The 18675-nt window shown below is 71.1% G+C and carries 17 protein-coding genes and 1 pseudogene; 8 read left to right on the top strand and 10 right to left on the bottom strand.

Annotation, left to right across the window (positions count from 1 at the left end):
• Window positions 1-66: 66 nt before the first annotated feature.
• Window positions 67-537: an ATP-binding protein gene (locus ABZ340_RS02120; protein WP_358779805.1), complete on the top strand. Its 471-nt coding sequence runs from the start codon at window positions 67-69 to the stop codon at window positions 535-537.
• Window positions 538-610: 73 nt separating this feature from the next.
• Here the strand turns inward: ABZ340_RS02120 and ABZ340_RS02115 are convergent, their stop codons facing one another.
• From ABZ340_RS02115 to ABZ340_RS02090, 6 genes are read right to left on the bottom strand one after another with little or no spacing between them, the layout of a single operon-like run.
• The gene (locus ABZ340_RS02115; protein ID WP_358779804.1) at window positions 611-1300 is read right to left on the bottom strand and encodes a hypothetical protein; all 690 of its coding nucleotides are present in this window, start codon (window positions 1298-1300) and stop codon (window positions 611-613) included.
• On the bottom strand, window positions 1297-1713 hold the full coding sequence (locus ABZ340_RS02110; protein WP_358779803.1) for a hypothetical protein: 417 nt from the start codon (window positions 1711-1713) through the stop codon (window positions 1297-1299). The genes ABZ340_RS02115 and ABZ340_RS02110 overlap by 4 nt, the downstream gene beginning before the upstream one ends.
• Window positions 1714-1728: 15 nt before the next feature.
• Window positions 1729-4107 carry a glycoside hydrolase domain-containing protein gene (locus tag ABZ340_RS02105; RefSeq protein WP_358779802.1) on the bottom strand — a complete coding sequence of 793 codons (2379 nt, stop codon included), beginning with the start codon at window positions 4105-4107 and terminating at the stop codon, window positions 1729-1731.
• Between the two features lie 26 nt (window positions 4108-4133).
• Window positions 4134-4607, bottom strand: coding sequence for a hypothetical protein (locus ABZ340_RS02100; protein ID WP_358779801.1), 474 nt, complete (start codon window positions 4605-4607; stop codon window positions 4134-4136).
• A 14-nt stretch (window positions 4608-4621) separates the two neighbouring features.
• A complete protein-coding gene (locus ABZ340_RS02095) occupies window positions 4622-5629 on the bottom strand; it encodes a hypothetical protein (protein WP_358779800.1) in 1008 nt (335 codons plus the stop codon).
• Between the two features lie 12 nt (window positions 5630-5641).
• Complete coding sequence (locus ABZ340_RS02090) at window positions 5642-6100, bottom strand: hypothetical protein (protein ID WP_358779799.1); 459 nt, start codon at window positions 6098-6100, stop codon at window positions 5642-5644.
• A gap of 675 nt (window positions 6101-6775) precedes the next feature.
• Here ABZ340_RS02090 and ABZ340_RS02085 point away from each other — a divergent pair.
• Window positions 6776-7506: pseudogene (locus tag ABZ340_RS02085) on the top strand (hypothetical protein); the annotation flags it as partial.
• Window positions 7507-7530: 24 nt separating this feature from the next.
• Here ABZ340_RS02085 and ABZ340_RS02080 read toward each other — a convergent pair.
• A complete protein-coding gene (locus ABZ340_RS02080; protein WP_358779798.1) occupies window positions 7531-8445 on the bottom strand; it encodes a DUF3027 domain-containing protein in 915 nt (304 codons plus the stop codon).
• 484 nt (window positions 8446-8929) lie between these two features.
• On the opposite strand from ABZ340_RS02080, the gene ABZ340_RS02075 reads away from it, so the two are divergent.
• The 4 genes from ABZ340_RS02075 to ABZ340_RS02060 are packed head-to-tail and all read left to right on the top strand — an operon-like array spanning window position 8930 to window position 12615.
• On the top strand, window positions 8930-10315 hold the full coding sequence (locus ABZ340_RS02075; protein WP_358779797.1) for an MFS transporter: 1386 nt from the start codon (window positions 8930-8932) through the stop codon (window positions 10313-10315).
• A 59-nt stretch (window positions 10316-10374) separates the two neighbouring features.
• A complete protein-coding gene (locus ABZ340_RS02070; RefSeq protein ID WP_358779796.1) occupies window positions 10375-10863 on the top strand; it encodes a DUF2771 domain-containing protein in 489 nt (162 codons plus the stop codon).
• Window positions 10833-11777, top strand: coding sequence for a futalosine hydrolase (locus tag ABZ340_RS02065; protein ID WP_358779795.1), 945 nt, complete (start codon window positions 10833-10835; stop codon window positions 11775-11777). Before ABZ340_RS02070 ends, ABZ340_RS02065 begins: the two co-directional genes overlap by 31 nt.
• The gene (locus tag ABZ340_RS02060; protein ID WP_358779794.1) at window positions 11770-12615 is read left to right on the top strand and encodes a 1,4-dihydroxy-6-naphthoate synthase; all 846 of its coding nucleotides are present in this window, start codon (window positions 11770-11772) and stop codon (window positions 12613-12615) included. Before ABZ340_RS02065 ends, ABZ340_RS02060 begins: the two co-directional genes overlap by 8 nt.
• Window positions 12616-12641: 26 nt before the next feature.
• On the opposite strand, the gene ABZ340_RS02055 is transcribed toward ABZ340_RS02060, so the two are convergent.
• Window positions 12642-13025, bottom strand: a complete 384-nt coding sequence (locus tag ABZ340_RS02055; RefSeq protein WP_358779793.1) for a cold-shock protein — start codon at window positions 13023-13025, stop codon at window positions 12642-12644.
• A gap of 184 nt (window positions 13026-13209) precedes the next feature.
• Here ABZ340_RS02055 and ABZ340_RS02050 point away from each other — a divergent pair, with 184 nt between their 5' ends.
• On the top strand, window positions 13210-13494 hold the full coding sequence (locus ABZ340_RS02050; protein ID WP_358779792.1) for a hypothetical protein: 285 nt from the start codon (window positions 13210-13212) through the stop codon (window positions 13492-13494).
• On the opposite strand, the gene ABZ340_RS02045 is transcribed toward ABZ340_RS02050, so the two are convergent.
• Together ABZ340_RS02045 and ABZ340_RS02040 are read right to left on the bottom strand one after the other, a co-directional pair.
• Entirely contained in the window at window positions 13437-14111 is a 675-nt protein-coding gene (locus ABZ340_RS02045) for a haloacid dehalogenase-like hydrolase (RefSeq protein WP_358779791.1), read from the bottom strand. The genes ABZ340_RS02050 and ABZ340_RS02045 overlap by 58 nt on opposite strands.
• A 262-nt stretch (window positions 14112-14373) precedes the next feature.
• Complete coding sequence (locus ABZ340_RS02040; protein WP_358779790.1) at window positions 14374-15504, bottom strand: hypothetical protein; 1131 nt, start codon at window positions 15502-15504, stop codon at window positions 14374-14376.
• Between the two features lie 139 nt (window positions 15505-15643).
• Between ABZ340_RS02040 and ABZ340_RS02035 the strand changes: the two genes are divergently transcribed.
• Window positions 15644-18577 (top strand): helicase C-terminal domain-containing protein, encoded by a 2934-nt coding sequence (locus tag ABZ340_RS02035; RefSeq protein ID WP_358779789.1) that lies wholly within the window; start codon window positions 15644-15646, stop codon window positions 18575-18577.
• Window positions 18578-18675: the final 98 nt, after the last annotated feature.

Below are 18675 nucleotides of genomic sequence, written 5' to 3'. Positions count from 1 at the left end.
GACAGTCACCGTACGTACCCGCTGAGTCACTTTTCACGGTACGCACACAGCGCCACGCTGAGTCACGTGAATCAGAAACCCGCCGAACTCACGACTCTCGCCCGTCACTTCAGCGTGCAGCTCTCCCCCACGCCACGGGGCGCCCGCCTGGCCCGCCTGCTGGCCGTCGAACAACTGCGCTCCTGGGGACTGCCGTTGGACCCGGCCCGCCAGATCGTCGCGGAGCTGTCCGCCAACGCGGCAGCGCACGGGCGCGTGCCGGGGCGCGATTTCCGGCTCATGCTCTACGTCGTCGGCGACACGCTCCGCGTCGAGGTCACCGACACGCAGGGGGAACGCCTGCCCCGGCCCCAGGCCCCCTCCCCGGACGACGAAACCGGCCGTGGCCTGCTGCTCGTCGAGGCGCTGGCGGACCGCTGGGGCGTGTCCGAGGGCCGCTTCCCCCGCAAGACGGTCTGGGCGGAACTGCGCCTCACGCCACCGGAACCCGTTCCCTCGCGCTCCGGTACCGTCGGCGCTCCCCCCAAAGAAACGTGAGAGGGAAAACACCCCCCGTCAAACCCCACACCATCCGCCCAACGTCCCGCTCACTCGGGCGGGTGCCCTGTGATCAGGCCGCCTGCTTACCGGCCAGTTTCTTCGCTGCTGCGATGCGCTTGGGGTCTTCGATGTTCTGGGTCCCGGCTCCCTTGCCGGGAGTGAGGCTCCATTGCCTGAGGGTCTCTGCGACCTGGGCGAGCTTCGTCGAGCTCGGTGAGACGTCGATGAAGAAGGTCGACTCCTTGGTCGGCTCCATGTCGCCGCCCCACTTGATGACGCCCTGCAGCTCGGCGAGGATGTCCCGGATCGCCGTGACCTGGTAGGGGAAGAGATTTCCCTTGACCCCGAGCGGGTAGCTTTCCGGGTACAGCGCCAACGCGGTGCCTGACAGGTGGTTGGATTCGAAGTCCGCCTTCACATGCAGGGCATCGCTGTACCCGATGATCTGTCCGCGGCCCGCTTCGAGCTCGGCGACGTCGTAGTGGAAGCGTTGTGCGACATAGGACAGGACGGTCCCCACATCTCCTTCTCGCAGGGTGACATGGAGATTCGTTCCCGGGATGTCGTAGGTGGCGGTGCCCGGGGAACGCCCAGGGAGGACATCCCAGCCGTTCGCCGATCTGGACTTGTTCCACGAGTTGTCGGCGGCTTGGGCGGTGAAGGGGGCGAGAAGGCCCTCCCCGGTGGTGATCAGTGCTGCTCCGGCCACGACACCGGTGAATTGTTTGAGCACGGTACGGCGCGAGAAGTTGGCGTTCATGAAGTAGCTCCAGGAGATTGTCCGACACGCTTGCGCAGGAATACGGAGATGCCGGCCGACACGAGAGCGGAACCCGTCGACAGGCACACGACCACGTTGATCGACATCGAAATGTGCTCCACGGTGGATCCGTCGGAGTACAGGCAGGAACTGCGAAGAGGCCAGTACTGCTGCTTGATGGCTGCCAGTTCGGCTCCGGCGTCGTTCTTGCTCTTGCACAGTTCGGGAAAGGGTCCTCCCAAGCTGACCGAGAACCAGCCGTAGCAGTACAGCGCCACCGCCAGGGAAAACAGGATCAGAGCGATGAGCGCGTAGGTTTTCGGCAGAGGCAGCGGCGGATGACTCAGCAGTATGAGAACCACTACGACACCCACTGCCGCAGTGACCGCGCTCACCACGAGCAACGCACCCATCAAGATCATATAAAACTACCCCTTTTCCGCCTGCTGCGCGTCAAGGAACTTCGCCCGGCGGGCCACCTGCTGTTCTATGAGGTTCTGCAGCGTTTCAGTGAAACCTGCATAGAACTCGCTCATGACAGAGTCGGACTCGTTCCATGGCTCCTTGCCCACTGGGCAGTTCCTATGGATGAGGAGCGCACGGGTGGAAGACAGCAGTGTGTCATCGATCTGATCCTCCAGGAACGCCTTCGCCGTCGTTCCGATGTTGCTCGTGACACCGCCGAACCGGTAGAGCTTGAAGTCGCTGAAACGTGTCAGATGGCCTGTTCCGATGAGGATCCTCTTCAGTTCGTCGACGATATTCGTGCTGCCGTTGTTCTTCAGGCGCTCAGCGACCAGGAATCCATCGATGTCCTCGATGAGGTCGCCCAGCGCGAACGTCGATGCGACATCGGGTCGGCACAGCGTCTTGCGGCAGAAGTCCAGTGGTGACGCGTTGTCCGAGCGGCTCCATTCGCCGTAGAAGGTAAGCAGGTCGCCGCCCCAGCTCGCCAGTTCGGCGCGGTTCGCCTTGCCCACTCCGGCATTTCCCTTGAGGAAGTACCCACTGGCGCTTGCCACCAGGTGGTCCGGATTGACGATGACACCCATCGACGGGTCTGCGTACGCATAGTCTCTCGACCGGCCGAGCCCCCGCCCGGAGGCGTAGGTGATGAACGCGTCGTCAACCTCACCGAACAGCGCTCTCCACCGAGAGTCGGTGTACTTGTCCCAGCGCATGAACTGCAACGAGAGTTCGTTCGGATCGCCCGCACCGTAGGAGACCGCGGCGTCGTATACCTTCTGGGCATAGGCGATGAACTCTTCGACCGGCGAGGTGCCTGTGTCGTTGACCGACTTCTGCCCGAAGTCGGATCCGGGGCGGTGCGCCACCCGGTCCAGTCCGAAGGTGTCCGAACCGCTGGTGAAGTCGTACTCCTTGATCTGGTTGAACGTCCAGTTCTGGGGCAGCGGGAAGCCGAGATTTCCGGAGAAGCCGTAGGACATACCGGAGACATACGCGTACGGCACGTAAGCGCCCCCGGAAACGCTGGCGCACACGTTTCGTGAGCCGTAGACACCGGCTATGTACTTGCTGCCGTTGCTCTTGAGCGCGTCGTTCACGCCGGAGAAGTAGTCGATGATCCGGTCCATGTCCGCCGCAGTGGCGTCGTAGTCGACCGCGAAGTAGATGACCGTACCTCTGTTGAAGCCGTACCCATCGGCCCGGCCGTGCGCCAGGCTGCCGTGCAGGTAGCCATTGCTGTACTTGAAGTCCGCGATACTGCTTGCGTCGTACTGCCAGATGGGTATGACGCTCAGCCCGGCAGAGAAGATGGCGTCCAGCTCGCCCGGCTGGATCTCCTTGTTCAGGGTGCTTCCGGCCGGCTCGTCCAGGTAGCGGCCCACGGCGCGATATCCCGCGTCGTAGAGGGCTGCCGCCCGTTGGGCGGTGATGGTGAACCGGGTGTCGCAGGCGTTGACCGGGCGATCGGGGTTCCCGTAGGAGACGAGCAACTGCGCCCAGGTGTCGAAGTCGGCCTTACCGGTCTGGCTGATCGCGGAAAAGCTCTGGAACTTCTTGACCCAGTCCGTAAGGTCTGCGTCGAACGTGTTGCCGAAGGTGGCGATGTCACCGCTCGTGTTGGAGGGGCCGTTCGCCACGCACGCGCCGGTGAAGAGCTGCACCCACGTGCCGCTGTCGCCCTCCGAGAGGGTGTGGGCCTTCAAGCCGGCGATGGTGCCGGGGCCGAAGACACCGGTGGCCTGGTCCTCAGGGATGCCCGACTCGTACTGAATCCCCTTCATCAGCGCCTGCTGGGCGTCCCGGGAGAAGAATCCGTCGCACGGGCCGATGAAGAAGGTGGACTTCTCGAAGTAGCGTCCGTTGAGCCACTGCTGCACGAAGCGAATCTGCTCCAGTCCGCCGGACAGGAATACATAGGCGTCCATAGTCAGCAAAGCCTTGAACACCTTGGGGCGTACCGTGCCGTCGAGATAGACCGCCGGAAGACCCATGTGCTGCATCATCGTGTTGATGCCGGCCTGAGTCGCCTGGGACATCTTCCCGTCGATGGCACCCGCACTGTAGCCCTTGCAGTACATCCCGCACTGGATGATCTTGACGATGTTCTCATTGGACTCGCCGACCTTGATGGATCCCTTGGCCTGCAGCTTCGACAATGTCGTCGGTCCGAACGCATTGGACAGTGCTGTGATGCCGAGTTCGTGTTGCAGCGCGCGAGTCAGGGAATACATGGTGTTCCAGCCGGTCTTGCCGTCTTCCGTGACAAGGTTGTAGCCGGAAACATTCTTGTAGGTGGCGTTGACCCATTTCTGAGCCTGGAGCACCATTTCGTCAGCCATTGCCGCAAGCAGCCCTTCGTCTTCTGTTACCGGTCGATGATGGGGGTGAACTCGTCGACGAAAATCTTCGGCACTTGCGGAATCGGACCCATATCCTTCGAGCCGATCACCGCGTCATCCCGGCCTGTTTTTCCCGGAGGGACGTCCTGGAGCCAGAACCGGTTGTGCGCGGTCCAGCCCTTGCCGTCGGCGATGCTGATCTGGACCGAGTACGTCGTATCCCGCTCGTAGGTGTTGGCCACCTCGATCTCGGTACGCACACCGCCGCTTTCCGGCGTGGCGCGCACGAGCAGGTCTCCGTACTCCAGGACACGCGTGCGGCCTTCGGAGTGGACCGAAGCCACCGGCGACGGACGCGCCTGCGGACTGCTCTGCTCCGCGCTCGGGGTCACCGGTCGCTGCGACGACGTGGGGGCCGGGTCGGCGCCGCCGGTACACCCCGCGGCCAGCAGACCTGCCGCGATCAGGCACAGTGCCCGGACCAGGCGCGGTGCGGGCACCGTCGCGCAGTCTCTCACCGCGCGGAGGCCGTCATCTGCTTGCGCGCCGCGGCGACCTCCGTGCCGTGCTGCTGCTTGATGGCGGTCAGCCGGCTCCGGTTGTCGGCGATCTGCCGGTTCTGGATCGCCGACTCCACACCGAACCAGATCTTCACCAGGTCGGTCTGCTCCTTGCAGTCGATGTCGTCGACCGCCAGAGCGATGGACTCCTTCGTCGGCTCTCCGTCCGCCGTGACGCCCTGGTCCATCGCCTTGTACGGATCGGCGAGTCCCGCGTGCCCCTTGTCGGCCATGCAGGAAGACCACGCGGCGGTGGCCTCGATGACCTTGTCGTCCTTCATCGACTGCGTCAGGCTGTCCCCGGCGAGCTGCGCGACGACGACCGGGTCGGCCTCCTTCACACCGAGCCGGTCCTTGGACCAACCGATGCAGCCGCCCTGCTTCAGCGCCTTCCCGTTGTACTCCGCCCGGGCGGGCTTCACCCCCTGGGCGGGACCGGCGACCGGCTGACCCGCCCTGGCCGCCGCGGGAGCCTCGGGCTTGGTGTGGCCGGTCAGAACCTCAACCTCGACACCGGACAGCTCACGCATGGTCTGCTCGGTGTGCTCCCGCAGCGCCGGGGGGAGCTCGTAGCCGTACTTCTCGGCCTCGGCCCGGTCGGAAATGCCGTAACGACGTTCGATGTTGGCATCGTTGTCGCTGGGTGGTGGGTTGGCGCCCGCCTTCGGCAGCGTCAGGTCGATGCCGTAGTCCTTCATGCAGGACTGCTGGAGGTCACTGGCGGCCTGCTCGATGGTGACCTGGTCCTCGTAAGAGGCCATGTACGCCTCCAGCGGGAGGGTCAGGTTCTTGGTCAGGCCGGTGGTGGGGATTTTCTTGGGCCAGTTCTCCTTGTTCACGATCGGTTTTCCGTCGGCCGCGTTCTCCGTGGTGTCCGGGGTGACGCCAGAAGAGCAGGCACTGACCAGGAGAGCCGAGGCGGTCAGGGCTATCGCGGTGGCTGTTCGCTTGATGTTCTTCACGCGGGTTCCTTCTTATGCGAAGTGCGAGGAAGCGTTGTTGTTCTTCAGGGCGGAGATCAGGTCCGTGATGTTGCAGTCCCCGTACGGACCGTTCTTCGCGAAATACTGAGAGGTGCCGCCGTAGCCGGAGTTGAAGTACACGCGGTAGTTGTCGCTCGGGGCGCAGTTCTGCACGGACGCCGCGTTGTTCTTCATGTACTGGCCGTTGCCGTTGCCGCCGCTGCCGAAGACGTACCGGTAGGTCGTCAGTGACGATCCCTGGTACTGGCTCGTGCCCCAGTGGTCGGACACGTTGCTGTAGAAGGTCGTGTACGCCGACTTGATGTAGCCATCCTGGATGGCGATGTCCTTGGAGTTGTAAAACAGCCAAAGGTCACCGTAGGAGCAGGTGATCCATGGAACGTCACAGTTGTCCGTGGCGGTGTACTCTGCCGCGTTCGCCGGCTGGGCGGTCGCCATTACGGCTGCCACGGCCGCGAAGGACGTGGCGCAGGCGGCCAATTTCGTCCTGAAGCGGGCATCCTTCATCGCAGCTCCATCGATAGGTCACTGAAGTGAAGGGGATCTTCGCACTCCGACGGGTGTCATGGCCGTGAATTTTGCTTGATCTAGGCCCAATGCGTGCAGTGAGCGGTGGGTGCGTGGTGTCAAGCCGTGCCGATGATGAGCATGTCGACGCTGATGGTGGCCTTGTAGCTGGTTCGGCCGGATTGGATTCGATTCCGGTCGGCGCGAATTCGAGATGACCTTCCGGGCGGTGGTCAGCTCCGCGAGACGTGCTTCGGTCTCGGGAGAGCGGTGATGAGGTGCTCGATCCGGTCGCGTAGCCCGTCGGCGCGGGCGGTGGCCTCGTCCTGCTGGGCCTGGGGGCGGCCAGGAGCTCGGTGCTGTTCACGCGGCCGCCTGGTCGAGCAGGGCTGTGTGGCGGTGGAGCGCTGGATGCGTGGCGCATCCGGACGGTACAAGGAGGCGCTGGCATTCAGCTTTGCCCATACCCCTCCGAGATCACGGCACGGACTCGACACTCACCCGTCCACCAGGAGCTTCTCTACACCTGCGTACGTCCTCATCCTCAACGGCCACGCGCATCGAACAGGTCGGAAAATCCTCAGTGGCTCCACCGAGCCGTCACCGACCTCCGTCGGCGCGCCGCCCGGCGACGTCACGGAGACCAAGCCGGTCGAGCGCCGGATCGGCACTCTTCTGCGGATCGGCACCGAGAACGACGGACCCTTCCCGCTCACCATCGGGGCGCAGCGGGAGAAGGACCCGGAAAAGCCGGCCGGCCGGGCTACTACCTCGCACACCTGTGCAGCAGGTACCGGCCGCCACCGCTTCTGCTCGTGGTCTGCCAGGACCGCGCCACCACGGAGTGGGCGGCATGTCCGGAACCCATCGGGTTCCACTCGTGGCCCTCGCTCACCGTACGGCCCATCGTCACCGGCCCGGACGAGGCCCGCGCCGACCTGACCCTGGCCAGTCTGGCGGCCATCACCCACGCTGCCGAACCGGTCGTCGATGCGATACTGAAAGCCCTGTCCACCGCGCTGCGGGACGCGCCCGAAGACATCGCGGACCCCATCGTCGAATTCACCGCGCAGGGGCTGGGCAACCGCCCGGCCAAGCACCTCTGGAGGAACCTGGTGGCCGTGGACCTCTCCTTCTACAAGTCGTACATCTCCGAAGAAATCCGAGACGAAGGCCGGGCTCAGCGAGGCGCCGAGGACGTCCTGCTCGTTCTCGAACAACGCGGCCTCGACGTCCCCGACGACATCCGCAGGCGCATCACCGACTGCAAGGACCCTGAAGTCCTCCGCCGCTGGCTCGCCCGCGCCGTCACCGCGCCGAGGGCCGAGGAGATCTTCGGGGACGAGTGACCCGGCCGGGTCACCTCCCCGCCGCTACGAGTGCCCCAGCTCCGCCGTCGCCGCGTCCTCCGTCACCGGGACCGAACCGGAGTCGGGGGCGGGGCGCAGCGGGAACGGGTCGACGCGGGTCTCGTCGATCACCGGCGGGGCAGGCTGCGGCGGCTTCGGCATGACCGCGGCCTCGGAGTGGCCGCCGCAGCCGTAGGCCAGGGACACCACGCGGCCGTCGGCCGGGGAGAACTCGTTGGCGCACACGCCGAAGGCCTGGCCGAGGGAGCCGCCGATGCGGAGCAGGAAGCCGCAGCTCACGCAGGGGGCGGGGGCCGCCTGCGCCATGGGGGTCTTGGGGCCGAACGCCTCCTCCCAGCGGTCGGCGGCGGTGTGCAGGCCGTAGCGGGACAGGACGCGGGCGCGGTGCACGCCCACCTCCTCGGCGACCGCGGCGATGGAGCCGCGCCGCGGGACGGCCGGGGGCCGGGTGGTGACCTCCGCGTCCTCGGCCTCCACCAGGTCGGCCATCTCCTCGGAGACGGCGGAGTTCGGCGGCGGCTCGTCCTCGCCGGTCCAGCCCGGCTCCAGCCTCAGGTCCTCGGCGTCGGTGGGCAGCAGGTCGCCGGGGCCCAGGTCGCCGGGGCGCAGCCGCTCGCTCCACGGCACCCATTCGGGGGCGAGGAGGGCGTCCGGGCCGGGCAGCAGCACCGCCTCGTCCACGGTGACGATCCTGGCGCGGGAGGCGCGGGCGACGGTGACGGCCCAGCGCCAGCCGCGGTACCCGAGCTCCTTGCACTCGAAGAAGTGCGTGACAACGCGGTCACCCTCCGACACGAGCCCCACGTGCTCGCCCACGACACCGGGTGCGGCGGCCTCCTCGGCCGCGGCCCGGGCGAGGTCGAGGGCCTCGGCGCACAGGCGGTCAGGGGTGCGGCTTCGCGTTGTCGCTGCGCTCACAGGTATCGCTTCTCTCCATACGCCGTCTCACAAGTGCGCCACTGCCGGCGGAAGGGGGGCGGACGGAGCGGACCCGGGGACCGCGTCGACGTCCGCGCCCGATCGCGCTCGGGCACGCCTACGTCATCCATTCTGCGGGATGCTCGTACGGCGCGCGGCCGAGAACGTTCGCCACGGCGCGCTACGCACGCTACCTTCTCGCGTCCGCTGGGCCTACACCGACGGTGGATTCCCCTCCGCTCCGGCCGTGTCCCACCCGGCCCGATCAGCCCTGCGCGGCCCGGCCCGATCAGCCCTGCGCGGCCCGGCCCGATCAGTCCTGCGCGGCCCGGCGCGGCCCTGTGCGGACCTGTGCGGACCTGTGCGGACCCTGTGCGGCCCGGAGCGACCCGGAGGGGCCCGGAGGGGCCCGGGTACAGCTCCGATCAGCTCCATCCGCGCCGCAACGGAGCTATATCGCCGTCGCTCGGGGCACTATGACGGGGTGGCAGCCACGCGGACGGAGTTCAAGGGCGGGGGCCGGGGACGCGGTCCCGGGCGCCTGCGTGCCGTCGGCCGTGCCCTGCGCCTGCCGGTGACCGGCGCGGTCCGCGGTATCCGCCGGGCCACGCACGCGCACGGCGCCGGCGAGTCCGGGCTCGGCAAGCTGATCGAGCTGCACGGGGTGAACGGCGCCGGCGACGTCATGATCACCGTGGCGCTCGCCTCCACCGTCTTCTTCTCCGTGCCGACGGACGAGGCGAGGGGTCGCGTCGCCCTCTACCTCGCCATCACCATGGCCCCCTTCACCCTGCTCGCGCCGGTGATCGGCCCGCTGCTGGACCGCGTCCCGCACGGCCGCCGCGCCGCGATGGCGGGCGCGATGCTCACCCGGGCGCTGCTCGCCCTGGTGCTGTCCGGGGCGGTCGTGACCGGCGGCATCGAGCTGTACCCGGCCGCGCTCGGGGTGCTGGTGGCGTCCAAGGCGTACGGGGTGGTCAGAAGCGCGGTGGTGCCGCGGCTGCTGCCGCCGGGCTTCTCGCTGGTGAAGGCGAACTCCCGGGTCACGCTGTGCGGGCTGCTCGCCACCGGTGTGGCCGCGCCCATCGGAGCGGGGCTCCAGCAGATCGGGCCGCGCTGGCCGCTGTACGGCGCCTTCGTGATCTTCGTTGCGGGAACGTTCCTGTCCTTCTCCCTCCCGCCGAAGGTCGACTCCGCGCGCGGCGAGGACACCGCGCTGCTCGCCGCCGACGAGCGGCATCTGCACGGGCCGCACCTGAAGCCGGTCAAGCGGCCGGGGCTGCGCACGGTCGGCCCCGCGGTCACGCACGCGCTCGGCGCCAACGCCGCCATCCGGGGCCTGTCCGGGTTCCTGATCTTCTTCCTCGCCTTCCTGCTGCGCGAGCACCCGATGACCGGGCAGAGCGCGGCCGTCTCGCTGGGCGTCGTGGGCGTGGCGGCCGGGGCGGGCAACGCGCTCGGCACGGCGGTCGGGGCCTGGCTCAGATCGCGGGCGCCGGAGATCATCATCGTCACCGTCGCCGCTCTCGTGCTCGGGACGGCGGTCACGGCCGCGGTGTTCTTCGGCGCGGTGCTGGTGGCGTGCCTGGCGGCGGTCGCCGGGTTCGCGCAGGCGCTGGCCAAGCTCTCCCTGGACGCGCTGATCCAGCGGGACGTGCCCGAGCTGGTGCGCACCTCGGCGTTCGCCCGGTCGGAGACGCTGCTGCAGATGGCCTGGGTGGTCGGCGGCGGCATCGGCATCGCGCTGCCGCTCAACGGCACCCTGGGGCTGTCGGTGGGCGCCGCGATCGTGGCCGCCGGATGGCTGGCCACCGTACGGGGGCTGATCGGTTCGGCGCGGCACGGCGGGGCCCGGCCCAGGGTGGCCTGAGGCACGGCACGCCGCACCCAGGTGGGAGGAGGGCTGGACGCGCCCGATAGCCTTCGCCCATGACCAGGTTGCAATCCGCTGTGCGACGCCGCCGCGCCGTCGCCGCCGCCGGCGCCGTTTCCGCCGGACTGCTCGTCCTTTCGGCGTGCGACAAGCCGACGCCCATGTCGACGATCACGGTCGGCGACTCCTCGGTCAGCGCCGAGGCCACCTGTGGCGGGGAGGACAAGGTCCTCGAGACGAAGGACCTCACGAACTGCCTGAAGGACACGGACATCGAGTCCATCTCGGTCGACCCCACCAAGTCCGTGGGCTTCGGTGTGGACCCGGAGGTCGCCGACAAGCGCTGGACGATCCTGCTGAACGGCCGTCCGCTGGTCGAGGACACCAAGAAGACCTACCAGACCATCCCGGGCAGCGTGTTCTTCAACACCCAGTACGGCGCGCAGGGCGACTCGACCCTGGTCTCCATCAAGGCCGGTGACGGCAAGAAGGACAGCGACGCGGCCACCGGGCTGTGGAACTTCCGGCTGAAGAAGGACGACTGACCACGTCCCCGCTGAACGTCCTCGTGGCCACCGCGGTCCCCGTCGAACGGGACGCGGTGGCCCGCGCGCTGTCCGGTCCGGGAGGCCCGGCCGGTTCGGGAGATCCGGCTGGTTCGGGGGGCCTGGCTGGTTCGGGGGGCCTGGCTGGTTCGGGGGGCCTGGCTGGTTCGAGAGATCCGGCCGGTTCGGCTGGTCTGACCGGTTCGGCTGGTTCCACCGGTTCGGCCGGTTCGGCCGGTTCGGCCGGTTCGGCCGGTTCGGCCGGTTCGGCCGGTTCGGTCCGGGAGGTGGCCCGGCCCGGTGTGACCCTGCACCGGGCCCGCGACGGCTGGGACCTGCTGGCCGCCGGGGTCGGACCCGCCCTCGCCGCCGCCTCCACCGCCGCCGCGCTGACCGCCGCCGCCCTCGACGGCACCCCCTACGGGCTGGTCGTCTCCGCCGGCATCGGCGGCGGCTTCCCCCCGCACGCGCCCGTCGGCTCCCTCGTCATCGCCGACGAGATCACCGCCGCCGACCTGGGCGCCGAGACCGCCGACGGCTTCCTGCCGGTCACCGAGCTCGGCTTCGGCACCGTCACCCACCGCCCGCCCGAGGCCCTCGTCCGCGCGGTCGCCGCCGAGACCGGCGCGCGCCCCGGCACCGTCCTGACCGTGTCCACCGTGACCGGCACCGCCGAGCGGGCCGCCGCCCTGCGCGCCCGCCACCCCCGCGCCCTGGCCGAGGCCATGGAGGGCTTCGGCGTCGCCGAGGCCGCCACCGCGCACGGCGTGCCCGTCCTGGAGCTGCGCGCGGTGTCCAACCCGGTCGGCCCCCGCGACCGGGCCGCCTGGCGCATCCCGGACGCGCTCGCCGCCCTCACGACGGCCTTCGGGAAGCTGGCGCCCGTCCTGGAGAGTTGGAGCCCTCATGACTGACCCCCTGAAGATCGCGTACTCCCCCTGCCCGAACGACACCTTCGTCTTCGACGCCCTCGCCCACGGCCGCGTCCCCGGCGCCCCCGCGCTGGACGTGACCTTCGCCGACATCGACATCACCAACGGCATGGCCGAGCGCGGCGAGTTCGACGTGCTGAAGGTGTCGTACGCGGTGCTGCCGTACGTCCTCGGCGAGTACGCCCTGCTGCCCTGCGGGGGCGCGCTGGGCCGGGGCTGCGGGCCGCTGGTGCTCACCCGGGAGCCGGGCACCGACCTGAGCGGCCGTACGGTGGCCGTGCCGAGCGAGAGGTCGACGGCGTACCTGCTGTTCCGGCTGTGGGCGGCGGACACCGTGCCCGGCGGGGTCGGCGAGATCGTCGTAATGCCGTTCCACGAGATCATGCCGGCCGTGCGGGACGGGAAGGTCGACGCGGGCCTCGTCATCCACGAGGCGCGCTTCACCTACCAGAACTACGGACTGCACAAGCTCGCCGACATGGGCGAGCACTGGGAGGCCACCACCGGGCTGCCGATCCCGCTGGGCGCGATCATCGCCAAGCGGTCGCTGGGCGAGGAGACGCTGACGCTGCTCGCCGACTCCATCCGCGCCTCCGTGCGCGCGGCCTGGGACGACCCGGAAGTCTCCCGCCCGTACGTGATGGAGCACGCCCAGGAGATGGACCCGGCCGTCGCCGACCAGCACATCGGGCTGTACGTCAACGAGTTCACCGCCGGTCTCGGCGAGGACGGCTACGCGGCCGTGCGGGGGCTGCTGACGCGCGCGGCGGCCGAGGGCCTGGTACCGGCCCTCGGCCCGGACGCGCTGTCCTTCCCCTAGCCTTCAGCCCTTCTCTCGCAGCGGCCCTACACGTCCAGTTGGTCGGCGACCGCGCGGAGCAGGCCGGCGATCTTCTTGCCGGAGGACTTGTCGGGGTAGCGGCCCTTCTCCAGCATCGGCGTGATGTTCTCGAGGAGGGTCGTCAGGTCCTGGACGATGGAGGCCAGCTCGTCCGGCTTCCTGCGCTGGGCGGCGGCGACCGACGGGGTCGGCTCCAGCAGGGTGAGGGACAGGGCCTGGTCGCCGCGCTGCCCGGCGACCACGCCGAACTCCACGCGCTGGCCCGGCTTCAGGGTCTCGACTCCGGCGGGGAGGACCGAGGAATGGACGAAGACGTCACCGCCGTCGTCCCGGGAGAGAAAGCCGAAGCCCTTCTCGCTGTTGAACCACTTGACCTTGCCGGTAGGCACGTCCGTCCTCGTCCTCGTACTCGTCGGAAAACTACTGCTGCTGGCTGCTGAAGGCCGCCGAAAACGGCCCTTGATAGCACTCGGGCGGGCCATCGGGACCCGCCGGTTCCAAGGCTAATGCTCTTCAGGCCCGTGACAAGACGTCACCGGGTTGTTCCTTCGCGCTGGGAACTACCCTGGTCGGGTGCGTGACAAAACCCAACCCCATTCCGCCGCGCCCGGTGACGGGCTGATCCGCGCCGGTGCCGTCGTCTTCTTCATCGGGGCGGTGGCCACCCTGGTCACCGTGGCCCCGCTGTTTTTCGGGACGACGCCGTTTCCCACCTACATGTTCGGACTGAGCATGCTCATGGGAGTCGGATTCCTGATCGCCGGGGCGGGGGTGCTCCGGTCGATCGCGGCGGGCCGCCGTCAGGCGCGCGCCGCGTCCGCCGCGTCCGCCGTGCCCGCCGGTCCCCCGGGCGCCTGACGGTAGGCGGCGAGCCACGCCGGGAACTCCGTCAGGTCCGCGAGGACCGTGTCGGCGCCCGCCGCGCGCAGCTCCTGCGCGCCGTACGGGCCGGTGGCCACGGCGACGGAGTGGGCGCCCGCCGCGCGCGCCCCGCGTATGTCGCCCAGGTGGTCGCCGACGTACACGCTCGCGCCGTGCTCGCGCAGCGCCACCGCCTTCTGCTCGGCCCACAGGTTGCCGATCACCTCGTCCGGCTCGATGCCGAGGTGCTCCAGGTGCAGCTTGGCGTTGGGCTCGTACTTGGCGGTGACGACGAGCGCCCGTCCGCCGGCCGCCCGGACCGCCGCGACCGCCTCGCGGGCGCCGGGCAGCGCGAGGGTGGGGGCGATGGCGGTCGCCGGGTACAGCGACCGGTACAGGTCGGCCGTGGCCGCGACCTGATCCGCCGGGAACCAGTGGGCGATCTCCTCCTCCAGCGGCGGCCCGAGCCGCGTGACCGCCAGGTCGGCGTCGACGTACGTACCGGTCCGCGCCGACAGCTCCGTGTAGCAGGCGTGGATGCCGGGGCGTGAGTCGATCAGCGTCATGTCGAGATCGAAACCGACGGTCGGGGCGGTGCGGGTCATGGAGGCCATGCCGACCATTGTGCCGGTGCCCGCCGACACCCGGAGACGGCGGACACCGCGTGGAGCCGGGAGACGGCGGACACCGCGTGGAGCCGGGAGACGGCGGACACCGCGTGGCGCCCGGAGACGGCGGACACCGCGTGGCGCCCGGAGACGGCGGACACCGCGTGGCGCCCGGAGACGGCGGGAGCCGCGTGGAGCCCGGAGACGGCGGGAGCCGCGTGGGGCTCGGAGACGGTGGGAGCCGCGTGGGGCTCGCGGGTGTCGCCGTTCACCCCCGCGGGCGGCGGGCCCGCCACACCAGGTACAGCGCCGAGGCGACGGCCGCGCCGCGCAGTACCCACGGCCACGTCCCGGCGACGGCGTCGTCCAGCTGCCCCTGGGCGACGGGCTCTCCCCAGCGGCCGTCCGTACGGCCCCACAGCCATACGACCCCGGCCGCGGCAACCACCCCGGGCAGCCCCAGCACCGCCCACTTGGACTCGGCCGGGGTCAGGCTCCGGGACAGGTAGGCGATCAGCCAGCCGAGGCCCAGCGGGACGAGGTGGCCCAGCACGGCACCGGCGACCAGCAGCGCCGCGGCCAGCAGCAGCAAGGGGCTGCCGACGCCGCCCTCGGGCCACGGACGGGGCAGACGACGGCGCCGGGCGGCCGGGGAGTCCTCCGCCGCGGGCGCGTCCTTCTCCGTGACCGGCGCGGGAGCCTTCGCCCCGGCCTTCGCCGCCCGCTCCTCCCCCTTCGGCGGGGGCTTGAGCAGCTCCGGGATCTCGATCCCGCCGACGAACCCCGGCACGCCGTCCCCCGCCCCGAACGGGCCGCCGGCATCCCCCCGGTCCTCCACCCGCCACCAGTCCCGGCTCCGCCCGTCCGGGGGTGTCCCCGGGGACGCCCCTCTCCAGTCCGGCCGCTCGACGGCGTCCCCGAGCTCGTGGGCGCCCGCCAGGTGCGGCGGGGACGGGACGTCGGGGGGCGCAGCGGGCGGCGCGGCCGGGCGGGGGCGCGGTACGACCCGGCGCAGGCCCTTGCGCGTCCGCGCGCCGCGCGCCGGACCGCCGACCGGGGTGTCCCCTCCGTCTCCCCCGTCTCCCCCGTCTCCCCCGTCTCCCCCGTCCTCTCCGTCCCGCTGCGCCGGCACCGAGGCGACCGGCTCCTGCGGCGCGCCGCCGGTGCCGGCGGTGCCGCCCGCGGCCTCGACGATCTCGTCCGGGCTGCCCAGCCGGTCCAGGATGCGGCGCACGGCGGCGGGACTGTCGACGACGGTCTTCGACCGGTGCCGGTCGATCTCGTTGCGCAGCTCGGCGACCAGGCGCATGCGGGTGGCCGACGGGAGGTGCCGCTGCTGCGCCACGTCACCGACGCGGCTCAGATACTCGTAGACGACCTGGTCGCTCTCGATCCCCACGGATCCCTCCGGGGCGTACGGTTTTGATGGCTCGTCGGACGACGGTACCGCGTGTCCCCCGGTGTGCCCCCCGCTTGCGGCAGGCTCACCCGCCCGTGGCCGGCCCGCCCGGCGAAGGGGACCCGCTACCGTTGGCCGGATGAGCACCGAGGAGAAGCCGGCAGCCCCGCGTTCCCTGGCGGAGTCCCTGCGTGCGCGCGACGACGCCTCCCTGGCCGCCCTCCTGCGCAGCCGCCCCGATCTCATCACTCCCGTCCCCACGGACCTCACCCAGCTCGCCACCCGGGCCGGCACCCGCGCCTCGGTCGTGCGCGCCCTGGAGCGGCTGGACCGGTTCGCGCTCCAGACGGCCCAGGCCCTGGCCGTGGCGGCGGACCCGGCCGGCTACGAGGAGCTGCTCGGGCTCATGGCCGGCGACGAGCGGGACCCGGTGGTCGCCGGCGCCCTGCCCCGCGCCGTCGCCACCCTGCGCGAGCAGGCCCTGGTGTGGGGCGGCGACGACCGGCTGCGGCTGGTGCGCACCGCCCGCGAGCTGCTCGCCCCCTCCCCGCAGCACCCGTCCCCCACGGGACTCGGGCCCGCCGTGCGGGAGGCCACCGCCGGGATGTCCCCCGGCCGGATCCAGGAGATCCTCACCGCCGCCGGTCTGGACTCCACGCACGACTCCGTCTCCGCCGTCGCCGCGCTCACCGCCCTGTTCACCGACCGGACCCGGATGGCGGAGCTGCTCGCCGGGGCCCCGGCCGACTCCCTGGACGTCCTGGACCGCCTGATCTGGGGACCGCCGTACGGGCAGGTCACCGCCGATCCGGCGGCCCATCTGCGCTGGCTGCTGGACCGCGGGCTGCTGCTGCCGACCGCGCCCGGCACGGTCGTGCTGCCCCGCGAGGTCGCCCTGCACCTGCGCGGCGGGCGGGCGCACCGCACGCCCGAGCCGGTGCCGCCGCCCGTGACGGCCGCCGCCACCCACCGTCCCCAGGTGGTGGACGCCACGGCGGCCGGGCAGGCGCTGGCGGCGCTGGCGACCGTCGAGGAGCTGCTGAAGGACTGGGACGAGGGCGGCCCGGCGGTGCTGCGGGCGGGCGGGCTCAGCGTCCGCGACCTGAAGCGGACCGCCGCCGCCCTGGACGTGCCCGAGCCGGTCGCCGCGTTCTGGGTCGAGCTCGCCTACGCCGCCGGTCTGCTGGCCTCCGACGGGGAGGCCGACGAGCGGTACGCGGCGACCCCCGCGTACGACGAGTGGCGCGAGCTGCCCGCCGCCGAGCGCTGGGCGCGGCTCGCCGAGGCGTGGCTGACGGCGACGCGGACGGCCGGGCTGGTCGGCGGGCGGGACGCCAAGGACCGCGCGCTGTCCGCGCTGGGCCCGGGACTGGACCGCTCGGCGGCGCCGGAGGTACGGCTCCGGGTGCTGACGCTGCTGGCGCGGCTGCCCGAGGGCGCCGCGCCGGACGGGGAGTCGGTGCTGGCCCGGCTGCACTGGGAGCGCCCCCAGCGCCGGGAGGAGGACCTGCGCACCCGGCTCGCGCGCTGGACCCTGTCGGAGGCGGAGCTGCTGGGCATCACCGGGCGCGGCGCGCTGTCGGCACCCGGTCGGGCTCTGATCGGGGCGCGGCACGGGGCGACCGAGGAGACCGCAGGGGGGACGACGGCCGAGGAGACCGCCGGGGAGACGACGGCCGAGGAGACCGCCGGGGAGACGACGGTCGCGGAGGCAGCCGAGGAGACGGCCAGGGAGACGACGGTCGGGGACGCAGCCGAGGAGACGGCCGGGGAGACGGCCGGGGAGACGGCCGGGGCGATGGTCGGAGAGACGGCCGGGGAGACGGCCGGGGAGACGGCCGGGGAGACGGCCGGGGCGATGGTCGGAGAGACGGCCGGGGCGATGGTCGGAGAGACGGCCGGGGAGTCGTCCGGTCCCGGGGACAAGCTGCCCGTGCACCACCGCGCGCGGTCCGTCCCCGCGTCCCTGCCCCTGCCTCCCCTGCCGCCCCTGCCTCCCTTGCCGCCCCTGCCGTCCCTGCCCCTGCCCGTGCCGCCCGCCGAGCAGGCCGCGCGCACGGCCGCCGCCGCCCGGGTCCTCGCGCCCCTGCTGCCCGAGCCGCTGGACCACGTGCTGCTCCAGGCCGACCTGACGGCGGTGGCGCCGGGCCCGCTGGAGCGGCCGCTGGCGGACATGCTGGGCGTGCTCGCGGACGTCGAGTCCAAGGGCGGCGCCACCGTGTACCGGTTCACGCCGGGCTCGGTGCGCCGCGCGCTGGACTCCGGGCAGACCGCCGCCGACCTGCACGCCTTCCTCGCCGCGCACTCCCGCACGCCGGTACCGCAGCCGCTGGCGTACCTGATCGACGACGTGGCCCGCCGGCACGGGCATCTGCGGGTGGGCGCGGCCTCGGCGTACGTGCGCTGCGACGACGACGCGATGCTCAGCGAGATCCTCGCCGACAAACGGGCCGCCGGGCTGGGCCTGCGGCGCCTCGCGCCGACCGTGCTGGCCGCGCAGGCCGGCCCGGCGGCGCTGCTGGAGGGGCTGCGCGCGATGGGGTTCGCGCCGTCCGCCGAGTCCGCCGAGGGCGATGTGCTGATCACCCGCGCCGACGCCCACCGCACCCCGCCCCGCACGCCCCCGCAGCCGGTCCCGGACGGTCCGCCCGTCCCCGACGACACGCTGCTCAGCGCCGCGATCCGCGCCATCAGGGCCGGTGACCTGGCCTCCACCGCGCCGCGCAAGCCGGGCCCGGGCGCGGACGCGGACGCGGACGCGAATACGGGCACGGGTATGGGTACGGATGCGGATACGGACGGGGGCGCGGGTGGTGGTGCCCCGGCGGCCGGTGAGCTGCCCCGCACCAGCCCCGCCGAGACCCTCGCCACCGTGCAGGCCGCGGTGCTCACCGGCCAGGCGCTGTGGATCGGCTACGTGAACGCCGAGGGCGCCGCCAGCCAGCGTGTCATCGCCCCGGTCCGGGTGGAGGGCGGCTTCGTCACGGCGTACGACCACACCGCGGACGAGGTCCGCACCTATCCGCTGCACCGGATCACGGGGGTCGCGGAGCTGGCGGACGACACGGGCTGACGCAAGCCGATTCCGTTTCTTGCGCACTTTCGGGTGTACGCGCGGGTTCATGCACGCCACGCCGGGTGTTTCCCACGCTTGAGGGAGCTTGCGGGAGC

This window comes from Streptomyces sp. NPDC006134, from assembly GCF_040628835.1.
Classification (GTDB): domain Bacteria; phylum Actinomycetota; class Actinomycetes; order Streptomycetales; family Streptomycetaceae; genus Streptomyces.
The sequence above is the reverse complement of the archived record's forward strand: the minus strand, read 5'-3'. Positions and strand labels throughout refer to the sequence as shown.